We start from the raw sequence: 18,764 nt of genomic DNA on the forward strand, positions 1-18,764 counted from the left end.
AGCCCAGTCTATATTTGCCCATTGATGAAAAATCTATCATAACCCCATGCAAAAGATTTCGCTTTTTTTTATTATCACAGTGTTGTGTTTCTTCAGGGTAAGCGCACAAACCAAGGTCGACACCCTGTCGCTTTCATTCCCTGCAGCAGAAAAAATATTTTTACAAAACAACCTTTCATTGCTTGCGGCAAGGTATAATGTGGATGTAAATAAAGCACTGATCAAACAGGCAAAACTTTGGGATAACCCGGTGCTGACGACAGACCAAAACATTTATGACGGTAAGTTTTTTCAGCACAACGCCACAGCCGGGCAAGTATATGTACAGGTAATGCAACTGGTAAGAACTGCAGGTAAAAGAAATAAGGCAGCGCAGCTCGCCGCAGATAATACCACTATTTCCCAGGAACAGTTTGATGATTTGTTGCGTACGCTTCGTTACACACTGCACAATGATTTGCTGGAAGTGAGTCATTTGCTGAAAATTAAAAAAGTATATACCGGAGAAATAGATGAGGTCAATAAACTTTCTAAGGGTATGGATCTTTTATTGCAGGCGGGCAATGTTTCGGTAAAAGATAACCTGCGTATAAAAGCATTGCTGTTTAGTTTGCAAAATGAGCTGGTAAACACCGATGCCCAGTTGATTAACATTGAGAGCGAAGTAAAATTATTGCTCAACAACAACGAGCAAAAATTTATATCGCCGTTGTTTGATTATAAATTTGGAGATCTTACCACCGTAGGTATTCCTGACACCAGTGCTTTATTACAACAGGCTATTGCAAACCGTCCCGACGCCAGACTGGCACAAACCGCACTGGCTTTACAAAACCATAATCTTACATACCAGAAAGCATTGGCAAAACCTGATATCAGTATCGGAACGGAATATGATCAGCGCAGCAGTTATGCCAATAATTATGTAGGGCTGGCGGTTTCACTACCGTTAAATATTTTCAATAAAAACCAGGGCAATATTGCAGCTGCCAAATTCTCTATACAGCAACAGCAGGCAGTTACAGACCTTACAACCGAAAGAATAAAAAATGAAATTTCAAATGCGGCCAGCAAATTTGCTTTTTACCAAAGTGTAAATAACAGGCAGCAGTTAAATTTTTCTCAGCAATACGATACGCTTTTTACCAATATGCTGCAAAGCTATCAGCAACGCCAGTTAAGCCTGCTGGAGTTTATTGATTTTATGGATGCCTATAAAGACACAAAATTAAAACTGCTTGAGCAACACAATGGTTTGGTACATGCTGCGGCCGACCTTAATTATACGGTAGGCAACGACGTGATTAAACTCGATTGATTCATAAACCATCTTCAGTAAAAAGGCTAATTGATTCACAGAATAGACCCATCTTTTTAAACAGAACGCTCACAACAAAACTCATCAACATATAATGAAAATAGCCCCAATAACCACCTTGTTTTTTTTCGCTGCAATTTTATTCTCCTGTAAAGACAAGAAAGAACCCGAAGCTGATCCAAACGCAAAAATTTGTATTACCGATTCAATGGAGCAAATTATACACATTGATTCTGCGTCCAACGGCAATATAGAAAATGCATTAAAACTTTCCGGAGAGATTAGTTTCAGTGACAGCAAAGTGGTTAAAGTGTTTCCTTTCAGCAGCGGCAAGGTGATGGAAGTAAAAGTATCGCAAGGTGATAAAGTGAGTAAAGGCCAGGTGCTGGCAACAATCAAGAGTGTAGAAGTGGCTGGCAATTATAGTGATCTTTCAACTGCAGAAAATGACTATAACATTGCTAAAAGACAATTGGATAATGAGGCTTCGCTTTATAAAAACGGTATTGCAAGTGAAAGAGAATACAGTGAGGCAAAAGAAAATTACAGTAAGGCGGCTACAGCTGTTCAAAAGCTGAAAGAACAAATCAGTATCAATGGCGGCGGCCATACCAACGTAGGCGGCTCTTACGTAATAACCGCTCCTATTGCCGGTTACGTGGTTGAAAAAAAGATTAATGCGGGCGCTTTTATCCGTGCCGACAATACAGAAAATATGTTTACCATCGGGGATATCAGTGAAGTTTGGGTTTGGGCAAATGTATATGAAACAGATATTGCCAAAGTAAAAGAAGGTTATACTGCCAATGTCACCACCCTTGCGTACCCTGATAAAGTTTTTACCGGTGTTATTGATAAAGTGAGCCAGATACTGGACCCTGAGACAAAAGTGATGAAAATAAGAGTTCGTCTGAAAAATGATAACCTGCAACTGAAGCCGGAAATGTTCGCCAACATTACTGTATTAAATAAGGAAGGTCAGGATGCGATCAGTATTCCGGCTGCAGCCATTGTTTCAGAAAACGGAAACAATTATGTAGTGCTGTACCATGGTAAATGCGATTTAAAAGTACAACAGGTAGAGCTGCTTAAAATTTCCGGTGATAAAGCCTATTTGAAGTCCGGTTTGCAGGCGGGCAAAAAAGTAATCTCTGCCAACCAGATATTGCTTTACCGTGCATTGACGGAAAAATAACATCCATCCTATTACACACCGCTTTCTTAAAAGTTTTTTACACCTGTTATGAATAAGTTCATCAAACAAATAATATATTTTTCTTTACGGCATCGTATACTGGTGTTTTTTCTGACTGGCATTCTCGTGGTCATAGGGGTAATCAGTTATAAAAACACGCCCATAGAAACCTTTCCCGATGTAACCAATACACAAATTATTATCATCGCTCAATGGAGCGGCAGAAGCGCAGAGGAAGTTGAAAAATTCATCACCATCCCAATGGAAACGGTGCTGAATTCAGTGCAGAAAAAATCCAACCTGCGCACCACTTCAGCTTTCGGCCTGTCCTACATCCGCATTATTTTCGATGATGATGTAGATGATGCCTTTGCACGCCAGCAGGTAATGAGCCGTTTGAGTGGCGCAGATTTACCGGACGGTGTAAAACCAGATGTACAGCCACCTTACGGACCTACCGGTGAAATCTTCCGTTATACATTAAGCAGTGCAACCCGCTCCATTCGTGATTTAACTACTATACAGAATTGGGTACTTGACAGGCAGTTTAAAAGCGTAGCCGGTGTAGCAGATGTAAATAGTTTTGGCGGCGAAGAAAAAACTTTTGAAGTAAGTGTCAATCCTGACCTGTTATTGAAGTACAATCTTACTTCGCTGGATGTGTACAATGCCATCGCCAAAAGCAATGTGAATGTGGGCGGCGATGTGATTGAAAAAAATGGCCAGTCTTACCTGGTAAGAGGAATTGGTTTATTAAATAATGTGGATGAAATTCAAAATATCATCATCACAAAAACACATGGCGTTCCCTTGCTGATAAAGAATGTAGCCAATGTGGTGGAAGCCGGCAAACCAAGGCTGGGACAGGTTGAAAGAGCTGATAAAAACGGCAAGCAAACAGATGTGATTGAAGGCATTATTGTAATGCGCAAAGGGGAGAATCCAAGCGAAGTATTGGATAATGTAAGGGCGAAAATAAAAGATCTCAACGATAATATTTTACCGAAGGATGTAAAAATCAATACGTTTTACGATCGTACTAACCTGATGGATTTTGCGCAGGAAACGGTTATCCATAATTTAATTGAAGGTATTATCCTGGTAACACTTATCGTACTATTGTTTATGGCCGACTGGCGTACAACCGTTACCGTTAGCATCATCATTCCGCTCTCATTATTATTTGCTTTCATCTGCATGCGCATTAAAGGCATGAGCGCTAATTTACTTTCGATGGGTGCCATTGATTTTGGTATCATCATAGACGGTGCCGTGGTAATGGTGGAAGGATTATTTGTAGCCATGGACCACAAGGCCCGCGAAGTAGGCATGGAGAAGTTCAATAAACTGGCCAAACTCGGCCTCTTTAAAACTACCGGAACAGAAATGGGTAAATCCATTTTCTTTTCAAAGCTCATTATCATAACCTGCCTGATTCCCATTTTTGCTTTTCAAAAAGTAGAAGGCAAAATGTTTTCGCCACTGGCGTATACATTGGGCTTTGCATTGGTAGGCGCATTACTCTTCACGCTTACATTGGTGCCGGCGCTTTCGAGTATATTGCTGCGCAAAAATGTGCGGGAAAAGCACAACCCTATTGTGTTGTTTTTCGAAAACGGCGTTGCAAAATTATTGGCCATTGTTTACCGAAATCAAAAATTAAGCGTACTCATTGCCATCATTGTAATGGTACTTACTTTTTTCTCTGCCAAATTTTTAGGCTCAGAATTTCTACCGGATCTGAATGAAGGTGCGTTATGGGTAGAAGCCGAATTGCCTATGAGTGTTTCACTATCAGAAGCCAATCTTGTCAGCAATAAAATGGTTGACATCCTGCAAAAATTTCCCGAAGTAAAACAAACGCTTTCGCAGGTAGGTCGCACCAATGATGGTACAGATCCTAAAGGCTTTTTTAATGTACAGATACAGGTAGATCTTCAGCCACAAAAAACCTGGAAAAGAAAAATAACCGAAGACCAGCTGATAGATGAAATGGATGTTCAGTTGCGTAAATTTCCCGGCATAGTGTTTAACTATTCACAACCCATCCGCGATAATGTGGAAGAAGCAGTGGCGGGTGTAAATGCTGCCATGGCAGTTAAAATTTTTGGACCTGATTTTCTAACACTCGACAGCACCGCCAATGCCGTAATGGACGTGTTGAAAAAAGTAAAAGGCATTGAAGACCTTGGCGTGTTGCGTAACCTCGGCCAACCGGAATTTCGCATTGAACTGGATCAGCAAAAAATGGCTTTTTATGGTATCAATACCGCAGACGCCAATGCCGTAATTGAAATGGCGATCGGTGGTAAAGCCGCAACACAATTATACGAAGGCGAAAGAAAATTTGACGTAAGGCTTCGCTACCGTCAGGAGTTCAGGGCATCCCAGGAAGCCATTGAAAATTTAATGGTACCCACCAATGATGGCGCCAAAATTCCGCTGAAAGAAATATCTACTATCCGCACTTTGACCGGACCTGCATTTATTTTCCGTGATAATAACATGCGGCATATTGCAGTGAAATTTTCCGTACGCGGAAGAGATTTAGGAAGCACGATTGCTGACGCCCAACAAAAAGTAAATGAAGCAGTTCAATTAAAACAAGGTTACAAATTGAGCTGGAACGGCGAGTTTGAAAATCAGCAACGGGCTTCTGCCACCCTCGCAAGAGTAGTACCCATTTGCCTGCTGGTAATCTTCTTGATTCTTTTTGTAACATACGGCAACGCCAAGGATGCTTTTTTAACCATCATGAATGTACCCTTTGCATTGATTGGCGGTATACTGGCCTTACACATTACGGGCATTAATTTCAGCATTAGTGCAGGCATTGGTTTCATCGCTTTATTTGGTGTATGTATTCAAAACGGCGTAATCCTCATCAGTGTTTTCAGAAAAAACCTGGATGCCAAAATGCACCTGGATGATGCCATCAGGGAAGGTGTAAAATCAAGAGTTCGCCCGGTAGTAATGACGGCGCTGATGGCCATGATCGGCCTGATGCCCGCCGCTATTTCAACCGGTATCGGCAGTGAAACGCAGAAGCCTTTGGCAGTAGTGGTGATTGGCGGCCTCGTAACCTCCACCATCCTCACATTATTAATTTTACCAGTTATTTACGCACTCGAATTTAAGTTAATGCACCACAGGGAAAACAGGAAACTATTGAGAAAAATGCGGGTGGTAAGTAAGGTGGAAAAGCCAAATGAATAAAGCAAATGGCTGATTTTTAGATGTCTGATTGCTTTCTTAAATAACAGTATGCTGCTCCACAATTTACCAATGTATTTGTGGAGCAGTTTTGTAAAAACGATTGTCCGGACTAAGCATATTTGTGGATCATCGTTGCATCGCCCTCTTGTACTTTTTCAGCTTTATTATACGTCTTCAATCCGAAAAGCTTGCTGATTACGCGGTGGAAATTGGCGGCATAAGGATGGCTAATAAAATACCTGGTTGAAATTACAGTCGTCAAATAACTCTCCTTCAGGCTATGGGCAGGCGCCCTACTTCAACACTCTTAATTTCACCGTATCGATACGGGTATCACTTACATTTAAAATGTCGAACTGGTAATTTCCAATGGTGAAAGTTTGTTTCTGTTTGGGTATTTCATCCCGGTTATGAATTATAAAACCGCTCAGTGTTTCAGTATCAGCCCTGTCCGGAAATTCAAGCTCATATTTCTCCGTAATGTAATCCAGCTCAAGTCTTCCGCTGAAAATAAATTCGTTGGTGGCCAGTTGTTTTTCTACAAACTCTTCTGTATCGTGTTCATCGCGGATATCGCCGAAAATTTCTTCCAGCAAATCTTCCATAGTTACTATGCCGGCAGTTCCGCCAAATTCATCCACCACCCACGCAATACTTTTTCTGTCCCTGCTGAATTTATTCATCAGGTCAGTAGCACTCATACTTTCAGGGATTGCCGGTATTGGTAATAATATAGATCGTACATCCGATGGATTTTTAAACAGATCCAACTGGTGAATATAGCCCAGGATATTGTCAATATTTTTATCATACACCACCAGCTTACTCAGCTTTGTCTGGATAAAAATACTTTTAACCTCATCAATATTGCGGGTAATGTCTACGCCTTCAATTTCCTTACGGGGTATCAGGCATTCCCTTATTTTAATTTCGCTCAGCGACAAGGCATTTTCAAATAATTCCTTGTTGATGTCGCTGGTATCTTCTTCATCATGATGCTTGCTTTGCTGGATAAAATGTTCCAGGTCTATCTTCGTAAACACTTCTTTTTTATCACTCAGCCTTACATTAAAAATATAACGCAGCACCCATTCTGCAATGTTTACAAAAAAAGTAGAGATGGCCGAGAAGGCAGCAAAAAAGAACTGCACAATGTAGGCAATGAAACCGCTGCTTAAAATGCTTTCGTTGGTTGCCCTGAAGAATGCTTTAAATACAAATTCTACAAACAGTACAATAAGCGTTGACAAAATTGTTTCTACCAGCAGTTTGATATACTTTACATAATCAGCCAGTGCTACCGGCAGCTTTAATTCGATGTAGTGCCAGAGTGGATATAAAAATTCGCCCACCAGTAAACCATATACTACCAGTACAATGTTAACGCTCACCAGCATGGTACCAATAAAACGGGCCGGCTTGTCCGCAAAATCGCCCCAGGTTCTTCCACTGTAGGAACCTTGCTTTTTTCGCAGTTCAATTGACAGCTTGTTGGCTGATACAAAAGCAATTTCTATCCCGGAGAAAAAGCCAATGAGGAGTAAAGAAATTATAATCGCAAAAAGTGCTATCCAGTCCATATAGTAAAAATAATAACAAACATTGATTTGAACACCAAATGAATTTACCGTTCTATGAAAGCGCCGATAATGCGCTCCGCTTCGCTGCACGCATGTTCCAGTGTATCATTAACAATCTGCTCATCAAACTGGTCTTTAAAAGAAATTTCGTAGGCCGCCTTGTTTACCCTTGCTGCCAATGATTCCGGCGTTTCTGTACCGCGGCTTTCCAAACGGGTTTTTAAAGCATCCACAGAGGGTGGCACAATAAACAGGCTGATGGCGGATTCGGGATATTGCTGTTTAACATGAATGGCTCCTTTTACATCAATATCAAGGATAGGTATTTTACCAGCATCCCAAATGCGTTGCAGTTCGCTCTTTAAAGTGCCGTAATATTTTCCTTCGTATACCATCTCCCATTCAGCAAATTCGTTTTGCTGAATTTTTTGTTTAAACTCCTCGGTACTCATAAAATGGTAGTCTACACCATTTTTTTCACTGCCCCTCGCCTGCCTGGTTGCAGCCGAAACAGAAAAAGCAAGTTGAGGAAAAACACGCATTAAATGCAGTGTGATGGACGTTTTACCTGCACCCGATGGCGCAGTAATGATGATGATTTTGTTTGGGATAGCCATTTGCAAAGAAAAGAAAGAAAAGGCAATTTGCAGAGTTGAATTGTTGAGTGGTTATATTGTTGAATGGCTATATTGTTGCATTGTTCCTGGATGACTACCTATACAAAGCAGCTACCCCATTTGAAAATACCTTAAAACAATGTAACCATTCAACCATCCAACAATTTACGAATGCATCAATTAGTTAACCCTCTTAATATCCGCACCCAGCGCCTGTAACCTTGCATCTATGTTTTGATAGCCCCGGTCAATTTGTTCAATATTTTGGATAATACTTTTACCATCGGCACTCAATGCTGCAATCAGCAAAGCCACGCCAGCCCTTATATCCGGACTGCTCATGGTAATGCCTCTTAACTGCTGTTCCCTTTCCAACCCCACCACAACTGCCCGGTGAGGATCACACAAAATTACCTGGGCACCCATGTCAATTAATTTATCTACAAAAAACAAGCGACTTTCAAACATCTTCTGGTGAATCAATACACTGCCTTTGGCTTGTATGGCGGTTACCAGTACAATGCTTAGTAAATCCGGTGTAAAACCAGGCCAGGGATGATCATAGATGGTCAATATACCTCCATCCATGTATTTCTGAATTTCATACAAATCCTGCGAAGGAATATGAATATCATCGCCAATAAATTCCATCTGTATACCCAGCTGCTGGAATCTTTCCGGTATGATGCCGAGGTGTGCCAGCCCTGCGTCCTTTATGGTTACATCTCCTTGTGTCATGGCTGCAAGGCCGATAAAACTCCCTACTTCAATCATGTCCGGCAACAGGCGATGGTCAGTACCTCCAAGCTCATCTACTCCCTCAATGGTAAGCATATTGCTTGATATACCACTTATTTTAGCCCCCATGCGGTTAAGCATTTTACATAACTGCTGCAGGTACGGTTCGCAGGCTGCATTGTAAATGGTGCTAACACCTTTGGCCATCACCGCCGCCATTAAAATATTGGCAGTACCAGTTACACTTGGCTCGTCCAGCACAATGTGGGCGCCTTTTAATTCAGGTGCCGCCAGGTAAAAATATCCATCAGGATTGTATTGAAAAGCTGCACCCAGTTTTTCAAATCCCATGATGTGCGTATCCAATCTCCTTCTGCCAATTTTATCACCGCCCGGTTTGGGCAGAAAGGCTTTTTTAAACCTTGCCAGCATCGGACCGGCAAGCATTACAGAGCCCCGCAGCCTGCCGCTCTTTTTATGGTAGTCGTCACTGTTTAAATAGTCGACATTTACATCATCGGCCTGAAAAATACAGGTATCTCTGCTTACACGGTTTATTTTTACGTTCATTTCTCCCAGCAGTTCTATCAGCAGGTTTACATCAATAATGTCGGGGATATTGGTAACGGTGACCTTTTCAGCCGTAAGTAATACCGCTGAAATAATCTGCAATGCTTCGTTTTTGGCACCCTGCGGTGTAATTTCTCCCGACAGTTTTTTGCCACCCCGTACTTCGAATGAGCTCATAAATTTGTGCTGCTATAAAATGAACAATGATAAAAAAATGAAAGTAACTATTTTATATAAAAAACTCTGATTCAATTATCGAACCAGCTTTTTATTTAGAAAATTTGTTCCAGCTCTTCCAGGTGGTGAATGGTGTACGTTGGCTTTATATCGGTGCTTATCTTCAGGTGATTTACAAATACACAGTCCATGCCCGCATTGATGGCGCCCTGTATATCGGCATCCAGGTTATCCCCCAGCATGATGCTTTCGGCTAACGAAGCACCAGCTTTTTGCAAAGCGAATTCAAAAATTTCCTTTTTTGGCTTCAGGCTGTTGCTTGCTTCCGATGTGATCATGTGCGTAAAATACTTGTTAAGCCCGCTGTTGTTGATTTTGCTCCACTGTGTTTTTTCAAAACCATTGGTGATGAGGTGCAACGTGTATCCTTTGGCGGTGAGGTAGTCCATTATTTCGATGGTGTGCGGAAACAGTATTTTTTTTACAGGTAAGCGCTCCAAAAAGTGAACGCTCATATCCCTGGCCAATTGCTCGCTGCCGATTTTAAACTCCAGCATGGTACGCCACATGCGCTTCCATTTTAACTCGTCGCTGGTGATAAATCCTTTGTGGTACCTGTCCCATAAAATTTCATTGTGGTGCAGGTAGTGTTTATAAAAATCAACAAATGGATGAACGCCCTTTGCTTCCAGTTCAAAATGATCATAAACTTCTATCAACGCCTCCTTTGCGTTGGCATCAAAGTCCCATAAGGTATGGTCAAGATCGAAAAATAAATGTTTATATGCCGGCATGTGTATCCAATGGTTGAGTATTGTGCCCATCCCAAAATTGAAGACAGGCGTTTGTTATTTTAACGCTGTTATTATTTTTGCAAAGCTAATGGTAAATCAATTATGCCATTTATAAAAGGTATTGTAATCAAATGATGCAGTGTTAACAGACCGCGTTTTTAAAACCTGGTGGCTGTGCCGTAACTTCGGCCCCGATGGCTGAAGTTGAATAAAGCAATATCGTACAAGCGTGCGACGCCAATGAAGTACCACATGGCTTCTTAGCCCGGACAATTATTTTTTGAACAAACATTTTACACAGCGCAGCTGTTAACCTTTTTACCATGAATATAGTAATAACAGGAGCTTCTAAAGGAATTGGTAAAGCTGCGGCTACCGCTTTTGCCGCAGACAATCACGAACTTTTTTTATGTGCCCGCAACGAAATGGCACTTTACAATACGGTAGCCGAATTGCAGGTAAAATATCCGGACAGTATCATTAATGCAATGGTGGCAGATGTTGCCAATAAGGAAGACAATAAAAAATTTGCTGAATGGATTTTACAAAAAGCGGGTACTGCAGATGTGCTGATCAATAACGCGGGACAATTTTTGCCGGGCAGTGTATATAATGAACCGGAAGGCCTGCTGGAACAAATGATGGCGGTTAATGTATACAGTGCCTACCAGCTTACAAGACAGTTGCTGCCTGCGATGATGGCGGCCAAACAGGGACATATTTTTAACCTTTGTTCCATTGCATCTTTACAGGCCTATGCCAATGGGGGCAGTTACAGCATCAGCAAATTTGCGCTGATGGGTTTTAGTAAAAATTTACGGGAAGAGTTAAAGCCTTATAATATTAAAGTAACAGCGGTTTATCCCGGTGCCGTGATGACCGATTCGTGGGGCGATTTTGATAACAGCAAGCAACGGATTATGGAAGCCAATGATATTGCTGCCATGATTATAGCAGCCACTAAATTATCTCTGCAGGCTGTGGTGGAGGATATTGTGATCCGGCCTCAGTTGGGCGATCTTTAGTCTGGTTAAAAAAAGACAATTCCAGGTCACATTAAGGCAGCTTCATTTAACAGTTTTTTACAATCATTTCTATTTTTCTGTTACATTACAGCTTCGCTATAATTTACTTTTGTATTACCAGTTATTATGAATGCTTTATCGAAGAGATTATTACTATTGATTTTATTAGCGTGCTTTTTTTGCCAGTGCAATGTACTGGCACAGGTGCGGTTTTCGGCTTCCGTTTCGCCTGCGGTGATTGGTAAAAATGAAACTGCCGAACTGCGGCTGATGGTTGAAAATGCGCAGGATGTCCAGCAAATAATTCCCCCTTCATTTAAAGATTTTATTGTAGTAAGCGGCCCCAACCAGGAGAGCAGTGTTGAAACGGTGAATGGCGTTACCAGGCAAACAATCGGACTTACCTACGAACTGCAACCAAGAGCAAAAGGCAATTTTACCATTGGTGAAGCGGTTGCAAAAGCAGATGGCAAAACACTAAAAAGCAATGCAGTAAAATTACAGGTTACCAATGCTACATCATCTTCTGCTTCCAACCGAAACAGCGGCAACTTTCCCTTTAGTGGCCTGTCCTCTTTATACGACGACGGCATGCCGCGTGCGGATAACAGGGATTATATTTTAAAGAAGGGAGAAAATGTGCAGGAGAAGGTGGCTAAAAATATTTTTATTAAAGTAGATGCAGATAAAACAAGCTGTTATGTTGGTGAACCGGTGGTAGTAAATTATAAATTGTATACCCGGTTAAAATCGGAAAGTAATATCACCAAAAATCCTTCCTTCAATGGCTTTTCTGTTGTTGACCTGAGCCAGCCCGGCCGGCCGTATTATGCCACCGAAAAATTGAATGGCAAAGAATATAATGTGTATACGCTGCGCAAGTCGCAATTGTATCCGTTGCAGGCCGGCGCCATGGAAGCAGAAATTGCGGAAGTAGAAAACACCATTCATTTTGTGAAGGAAGATTATTTTAAAAGCCGCCGCGGAAGCACTGATGTGTTGCTGGAAGATTTGGGTTTTGCCGGCTTACCGGCTGATGCCATGCAGGATGAAAAAGTTACGCTGCAAAGCAAGCCGCTGATCATTAATGTGAAGCCATTACCAGATACGAACAAGCCTGCTTCTTTTAACGGTGCTGTTGGTAGTTTTACTTTGGATGCCGGTGTAGAAAAATCAACTTTTTCAACGGATGATGCCGGCAAATTTCAGTTTACCATTACTGGTCGTGGCAATATGAATTTACTGAACGCACCGGAAATTATATGGCCTGATGGTATAGAAAGCTACGAACCAAGGGTGGTAGAATCCCTAAATAAACTGGACGTACCAATCAGCGGAAGCAAGGGTTTTGAATATTCATTCACAGTTAAAAAAGCAGGAACCTATACGTTGCCCGCAGTTGAATACAGTTACTTTGATCCGGTACAACACAGTTATAAAATAATCAGCACCAAACCTGTAACCATTACCGTTACGGCAGGAACCGGGAAGAACAATACTGCAAAATATGTTGCTGATGACCGCAGTACCAACGAGCGTGTTTCGGCTACTATTTTCAGCAACCGGCTTTGGATTATTATTCCGGTAGCTCTCTTGATTTTTGCAGGTTTGTTTTTTTGGGTTAAGAAAGAAAACAGCAAAGAACATGTAGTAGCAGTTAACCGTAAAGCGGAACAAGAAGCAATTAAATTAGCTGAAACAAAAAAAGAGGAACAACTACCTGCCAATCCTTTGGCACATACAGAATATCACCTGGTGCAACAGAACAGCAGACCATTTTATGAAACACTGAATACCGAAATGCGCCGGTTTTTAGCCAGCCGCCTGGCTGTTCCCGTAGAAACAATCAATAAAAAAAGAATTGCTGAGGAACTGGATAAAAAAGGTATTGGTGTCGGTACAAGCCTGCAGGTACAACAATTACTGGATGATATAGAGTGGCAATTGTATACGCCTTTTACAGATGAAAATAAAATGCAGGAAATGTACCAGACAGCTACTAACATCATTCGTGCTTTTGATACAGTCTAATCAAGGTCAAACCTCTGTAAACTTATATCCCACGCCTCTTACAGAATGAAAGTATTTTGGATTGCGGCTGTCTTCTTCAAAATATTTCCGGAAGCTTAAGATAAAATTATCAATGGTACGGGTGGTGGGATATACATTGTAGCCCCATACCGCCTGTAAAATTTTTTCCCTGGTTACCACTTCATTTTTATTTTCAATCAGCAGCTTTAGCAGCATGATTTCTTTTTTTGTTAACTCAATCACTTCACCATCTTTGGTAATGCATTCCAGGGCTTTAAAGTCTACCTGGTTTTTACCGAATTTATAAATTTGTTCCAGCGGTTTTCTGATTGCCAGGCGCTTGCTTTTTGCCACCAGTTTATTTACCCGCAACAATAATTCTTCCAGGTTAAACGGTTTGGTTAAATAATCATCGGCGCCTTTTTTTAAACCGAGTACCCGGTCAGCACTGCTGTTTTTGGCACTTAATATTAAAATGGGAATATCATTGTTTTGCAAACGGATGCTTTCACAAACACTGATGCCATCCAGCTCCGGTAACATCACGTCCAGTATCATCAAATCAAAATGTTCCTGCTGTACCGCTTTCAATGCTTCCAGCCCGTCAGAAGCACAGGTTACTTCATAGTCTTCCAGTTCCAGATTCAGCTTTAAAGCTTCCTGCAGATTTTCTTCATCTTCCACCAGTAAAATCGAAATCTTATTTTCTGCCATCTTAATTTGTTTATTGTTTATACCTGCAATAGCTATTGCCTGAAAAGAATGGTAAAATTACAGCCAGCGGGTACATTATCCGTCAATAAGACTGTTGCATTGTGTTGCTGGGCAATTTTTTTTGTAAGATACAAACCCAGCCCGGTTCCCTTGGCGCCCTTTGTTGCCTGGTTACCGGTGCGGTAATATTTATCAAACACTTTTTTCTTTTCAGTATCATCAATTCCTTTTCCTTCATCCTTCACCGAAAAACTGATTTCCTTATTTTGTTCTTTCAACAAGATGTATACCGGCGTCTCTTTGGGGGAATATTTGATGGCATTATCAATCAGGTTATTTACGCCCATTTGCAACAACAGGCGATCGCCCATTATAAATATATTTTCGCCAATGCTGGCTTTAATCTGCCGTTGCGGGTAGCGGATGATACAATCCTGCACGCACTCGTTTACCAATTCTGTTAAGTTAATATCTTCCTTTGTTATACTGTATCCGCCGGCTTCTATCTGCGATGCCAGCAGCATATTGTTACAAAGCGCATTGAGGCGGTTGGTTTCCTGTATGGTATTCTGCAACAGTCTTTGCTGTTGTGTTTCGTCCAGCTTTCGTCTTTGCAGGGTTTCTAAATTTAACTTGGTTACGGCAATAGGCGTTTTTAATTCATGCGTAATGGCCATCATAAAATTTTGTTGCTGCTGAGTTGAGATCAGCTGCTGCCTTACCGCACGGTAAATAAAAACGGCGCTGGCCAGTATCAGCAACAAAAAAATACTGCCTTCTCCAATGTATTGAATTGTCTTTCTTTTTTCTGCTGCATTCAATTGCTGAATGGCATCATAATAACCGGGACTGTCCTTTTTCAGCTGCTCTGTTTCAAATTGTATCATCTGGTGGTTCTGCCTGTTGAGGGCAATAAACCAATACATCAGGGCCGATACAATATAGATCAGTAGTACCCAGTACACCGCAAAAATCAGCCGTAAACGTTTTGTTTTAAAAGAGGGAAATGTCATTATAATATCATGCTGTTATTAAGTTGACTTTGATGGTAGTTGGGCAAGCTATATAAATACTTCTTTGGATAAGGTAACACGAAAAAATTTATTTACAACCATTATCGACGAAGCAATCTACTGCACTTTTTCAATCCGGATTCCGGCATTCATAATGTTCGGCAAAGGATTTTCCCGCATGATTTGACCAACCTGGAACCTGTAAGTGCCGGGCTTGTTGAACTTTACCGGGGAGCTGGTAATTAATTTTCTTACTTCCCAGATATCATCCATGCCTGTCCCTTCCCAGCCCCGTGCATCCGAGCCCAGTTGCAATTCAAATTGCTGGGTTCGCATTTTATCTCCCGGCGACTGGGTGCCTACTTTAAGCCAGATATTGTTGTACCGGTAAGCATCCGTATGGCGTAATACAATGTAGATATTGTACGAAGCGGTAGTGTCCTGTATGGTAAAATCAAAAACAGGTTCTAAACTAAATGCCCATTGGTTGTTGGGTATCACCACATTTTTTTCAAACACATCCATCCTTTTGCAGGCGGTGAGCCACATACTTGCAACAAGAATGGTGGCAAATAAAAAACGATGATTTGTAACGGGTAAATATGCCTTTATGCTCACAAGAAAAATTTATACAAAAATAAAACTCTTTAGCGATTAGCCACTGCCTCTATCGCCGAAGGATCCAAATGATATTACAACACATTCAGCACCTGTTCTTTTGCTTTTTCCAACTCATCTTTCATTGTTACCACGCACTTCTGAATGCCGGCATCATACGCCTTACTGCCGGTGGTGTTAATTTCACGGCCAATTTCCTGTATCACGAACGATAATTTTTTACCTTTTGCTTCATCCTTGTCTGCCAGCAGGCTTATAAAATATTCGCAGTGTTGTTTTAACCGAACCTGCTCTTCGTGGATATCAATTTTTTCGATGTAGTAAATCAGTTCCTGTTCCAGCCTGTTGCCATCATAATTTTCCTTGCCTACATGTTCTTCCAGCAGCTGTACTATTTCTTCGCGGATGCGTTTCATGCGGTTGGGTTCCAGCAGTACGATGGCTTCTTCCTGTGCATTGATATTGGTGATGCGTTTAATAAGATCTTTCTCCAGGCTGGCACCTTCTTCTTCCCGGTGCTTATTTAATTCTGTGAGGGCTGTTTGCAACACTTTTTTAAAGTCTTCAAAATCGGTATCATTCAACATGTCGTTGGTGGGAGTTACCACCTCAGGGAGGCGCAACAAGGCACTTAAAACAGAATTGGTATCAATACTTAGTTCACCTGCCAACTCTTCAATCTGGCGGTAATAAGCCTTGATTAAATCAGTATTGATGTTGACGGGTTTGGAAGTACCATTTTGTTTGATGGTGATTACACAATCAATGGTGCCTCTTACCAATTGTTCCTGCAAAATATTGCGTATTTCAAATTCATACGGACGAAGCAATGGCGGCAGCCGCAATTGCATTTCAAACTGTTTGCCATTCAATGACTTTATTTCTACCAAAAATGTTTTATCATTTACTGTTTGTTCTGCCCGGCCAAAGCCAGTCATTGATTTAAGCATAGTGCGGTTATTATTTTATAAGTTGCAATGTTGTAATAAAGAGGCTACAAGTTATAGGAATAAACTCATTTGTTTACTTTAAGCGGATCATTTTTACCATTAAAGAGAAAATGGTATGCTTCGCCGGAAGTTAGTATGCGCATTTCTCCGGGCTGCAGGGCATCAATGCTGCACTTTTCTATGCGGTAGCGAATCAATCGCAAGGTGGGAAATCCAACTGCCGCTGTCATCTTTCTTACCTGCCTGTTTTTACCTTCTGTAAGAATCATTTTTATCCAGCTGGTGGGTATGTTTTTTCTAAAGCGGATAGGTGGATTTCTATCAGGTACAACAGGTGCAGTTTTAAACGGTGACACCTTGCATTTTTTGGTACGGTATGTCTTTCCATCCACATTGATGTCTACACCCATTTGTAAATCATGCATGGCTTCATCCGTTATTGTACCATCTACCTGCACCCAATATTCCCGTTCGTGTGCAAAGGCTGGATTGAGTAATTGATGATTGAGTTTTTTATCGTTGGTAAGTACCAGCAAACCCTCACTGTCGTAATCCAGTCTTCCTGCTGAATACACATCATTGGGTACTTCAAAATAATCAGCGAGTGTTTGTTTACCATCACCAGATGTAAATTGCGATAACACATTAAATGGTTTGTAAACGATGCAGTAATATTCCAACAGAAAGAAAATTATAGATGAATAAAATTGAGCAATGAGCAGTAAATAAAGCCAATTGAATGTGTTGTAAAAATAATAAAGCCCGACATTTAATAGCCAGGCTTTGTTATATTAATGGGTTAGTAAGTACCAGGAAATAAATTTCCTTACACAATATTAAAAAGAATTTATTCTATCTGAAAAATTATTTTAATAAATTTTATGCACATTTTATTTTGAGCTGTGGATAAGGGCCGTATGTTTTAACGCATCTTACAAAACGATGACAACAAAATGGAAGCAGTCAATTGTAATTTTGATCGTCGTTGGAAAATAGCAGTGCGCTGAAAGTATTGATTTTACAGATATTTCAGCGATTTGTAGTTTATGTAATCAGGTGCGGTAATAAATTATATCAGCAGCATTGCGGTTTTTATTTTGCTATACCGGAAGCTCTTGCTATGATTTTTTTGATGAAAAAAAATTTAGAAAAATTTTGACTGCGGCATGCATTTTTGATGCTTCAATACAAATATTTTGATGCTCCGCTTATAAAACAAAGCAGCCTACCTTTGACAAAATTTTTATTGCATGCAATTCCCTTCTCCTGTTTCTGTACAATGGATCGCTTCCTTCATTGATGCAGAATTAATTGGTAACGTAAACGGCTCCGCTACCGGCATCAACGAGATACACAATGTTATGGAAGGCGATCTTGTTTTTGTTGATCATCCAAAGTATTATGATAAGTGCATTAACAGCGCCGCAAGTTTTATCATCATCAATAAAACAGCAACGGTACCTGGCGGAAAAGCGTTGCTGATTGTAGCGGATCCTTTTGAAGCATACAGTAAAATTGTTGAGCATTTTTCTCCTTTCAAAGCATCTTTAAAAGCTATCAGCGACAGCGCCATCATTGGTGAAGGAACGGTAGTAATGCCGAACTGTTTTGTTGGCAACAATGTGCGCATTGGTAAAAACTGCATCATTCATCCTAATGTAAGTATTTATGATAATTGCATTTTAGGGGATGAAGTAGAGATACATTCCGGCACCGTAATCGGCAGTGATGCGTTCTATTTCAACACTAAAAAAAACAGGGAGGTATGGTACAAAAAAATGAGCAGTTGCGGCATCGTTTTAATTGAAGATAATGTAGAGATCGGAGCCGGTTGTACCATCGATCGGGGCGTGAGTGCCGTCACAAAAATTGGTAAAGGAACCAAGTTTGATAACCTGGTGCATATTGGTCATGATACAGTGATAGGAAAAAACTGCCTGATCGCCGCACAGGTAGTTGTTGCCGGCTGTGTGGTCATTGAAGATGGTGTTACACTGTGGGGACAAGTTGTTGTTAATAAAACATTGACCATTGGAGCCAATGCAGTACTGTTGGGTACATCAGGTGTAACACATAGTCTTGAAGGCAATAAAACTTATTGGGGCACGCCGGCGCAGGATGCTGTTTTAGCAAGAAGAGAACTGGTATGGATAAAAAGAATTCCACAGTTGTGGGATAAGGTGATGGGGAAGTAAGGCAGGTTTGAGT

Annotated in this window: 15 protein-coding genes; 6 read left to right on the forward strand and 9 right to left on the reverse strand. The window is 41.0% G+C overall.

The annotated features are described in order from the left end of the window. Positions 1–46: 46 nt before the first annotated feature. The 3 genes from JWR61_RS25935 (at position 47) to JWR61_RS25945 (ending at position 5,729) form a co-directional block, all read left to right on the forward strand. Positions 47–1,318, forward strand: coding sequence for a TolC family protein (locus JWR61_RS25935; RefSeq protein WP_301930565.1), 1,272 nt, complete (start codon positions 47–49; stop codon positions 1,316–1,318). Between the two features lie 94 nt (positions 1,319–1,412). Next, positions 1,413–2,513 carry an efflux RND transporter periplasmic adaptor subunit gene (locus JWR61_RS25940; RefSeq protein WP_301930566.1) on the forward strand — a complete coding sequence of 367 codons (1,101 nt, stop codon included), beginning with the start codon at positions 1,413–1,415 and terminating at the stop codon, positions 2,511–2,513. 48 nt (positions 2,514–2,561) lie between these two features. Continuing rightward, positions 2,562–5,729 (forward strand): efflux RND transporter permease subunit, encoded by a 3,168-nt coding sequence (locus tag JWR61_RS25945; RefSeq protein WP_301930567.1) that lies wholly within the window; start codon positions 2,562–2,564, stop codon positions 5,727–5,729. Positions 5,730–6,022: 293 nt separating this feature from the next. Here JWR61_RS25945 and JWR61_RS25950 read toward each other — a convergent pair whose 3' ends face one another. From JWR61_RS25950 to JWR61_RS25965, 4 genes are all read right to left on the reverse strand, one after another. Further along, positions 6,023–7,309: a hemolysin family protein gene (locus tag JWR61_RS25950; protein ID WP_290339805.1), complete on the reverse strand. Its 1,287-nt coding sequence runs from the start codon at positions 7,307–7,309 to the stop codon at positions 6,023–6,025. Between the two features lie 44 nt (positions 7,310–7,353). Then, a complete protein-coding gene (gene gmk, locus JWR61_RS25955; RefSeq protein WP_301930568.1) occupies positions 7,354–7,926 on the reverse strand; it encodes a guanylate kinase in 573 nt (190 codons plus the stop codon). A 180-nt stretch (positions 7,927–8,106) separates the two neighbouring features. Further along, positions 8,107–9,411 carry a UDP-N-acetylglucosamine 1-carboxyvinyltransferase gene (gene murA / locus JWR61_RS25960; protein WP_301930569.1) on the reverse strand — a complete coding sequence of 435 codons (1,305 nt, stop codon included), beginning with the start codon at positions 9,409–9,411 and terminating at the stop codon, positions 8,107–8,109. A 95-nt stretch (positions 9,412–9,506) separates the two neighbouring features. Next, positions 9,507–10,205 carry a YjjG family noncanonical pyrimidine nucleotidase gene (locus JWR61_RS25965; protein WP_301930570.1) on the reverse strand — a complete coding sequence of 233 codons (699 nt, stop codon included), beginning with the start codon at positions 10,203–10,205 and terminating at the stop codon, positions 9,507–9,509. A 323-nt stretch (positions 10,206–10,528) separates the two neighbouring features. On the opposite strand from JWR61_RS25965, the gene JWR61_RS25970 reads away from it, so the two are divergent. Next, positions 10,529–11,230: an SDR family oxidoreductase gene (locus tag JWR61_RS25970; protein ID WP_301930571.1), complete on the forward strand. Its 702-nt coding sequence runs from the start codon at positions 10,529–10,531 to the stop codon at positions 11,228–11,230. Positions 11,231–11,356: 126 nt separating this feature from the next. Further along, complete coding sequence (locus JWR61_RS25975) at positions 11,357–13,261, forward strand: BatD family protein (RefSeq protein ID WP_301930572.1); 1,905 nt, start codon at positions 11,357–11,359, stop codon at positions 13,259–13,261. A gap of 6 nt (positions 13,262–13,267) precedes the next feature. Here JWR61_RS25975 and JWR61_RS25980 read toward each other — a convergent pair whose 3' ends face one another. From JWR61_RS25980 to JWR61_RS26000, 5 genes are all read right to left on the reverse strand, one after another. Beyond that, positions 13,268–13,975, reverse strand: coding sequence for a response regulator transcription factor (locus JWR61_RS25980; RefSeq protein ID WP_290339798.1), 708 nt, complete (start codon positions 13,973–13,975; stop codon positions 13,268–13,270). Positions 13,976–14,007: 32 nt separating this feature from the next. Continuing rightward, positions 14,008–14,988 (reverse strand): sensor histidine kinase KdpD, encoded by a 981-nt coding sequence (locus JWR61_RS25985; RefSeq protein WP_301930573.1) that lies wholly within the window; start codon positions 14,986–14,988, stop codon positions 14,008–14,010. 117 nt (positions 14,989–15,105) lie between these two features. Further along, entirely contained in the window at positions 15,106–15,606 is a 501-nt protein-coding gene (locus JWR61_RS25990; RefSeq protein WP_290339796.1) for a gliding motility lipoprotein GldH, read from the reverse strand. Positions 15,607–15,680: 74 nt separating this feature from the next. Then, the gene (locus JWR61_RS25995) at positions 15,681–16,556 is read right to left on the reverse strand and encodes a YicC/YloC family endoribonuclease (protein WP_290339795.1); all 876 of its coding nucleotides are present in this window, start codon (positions 16,554–16,556) and stop codon (positions 15,681–15,683) included. A 65-nt stretch (positions 16,557–16,621) separates the two neighbouring features. Then, positions 16,622–17,236: a pseudouridine synthase gene (locus tag JWR61_RS26000; protein WP_301930574.1), complete on the reverse strand. Its 615-nt coding sequence runs from the start codon at positions 17,234–17,236 to the stop codon at positions 16,622–16,624. 570 nt (positions 17,237–17,806) lie between these two features. On the opposite strand from JWR61_RS26000, the gene JWR61_RS26005 reads away from it, so the two are divergent. Next, positions 17,807–18,751 carry a UDP-3-O-(3-hydroxymyristoyl)glucosamine N-acyltransferase gene (locus JWR61_RS26005; protein WP_301930575.1) on the forward strand — a complete coding sequence of 315 codons (945 nt, stop codon included), beginning with the start codon at positions 17,807–17,809 and terminating at the stop codon, positions 18,749–18,751. The last annotated feature ends 13 nt before the right edge of the window (positions 18,752–18,764 follow it).

Source organism: Ferruginibacter sp. (assembly GCF_028288465.1).
Classification (GTDB): Bacteria; Bacteroidota; Bacteroidia; order Chitinophagales; family Chitinophagaceae; genus Ferruginibacter.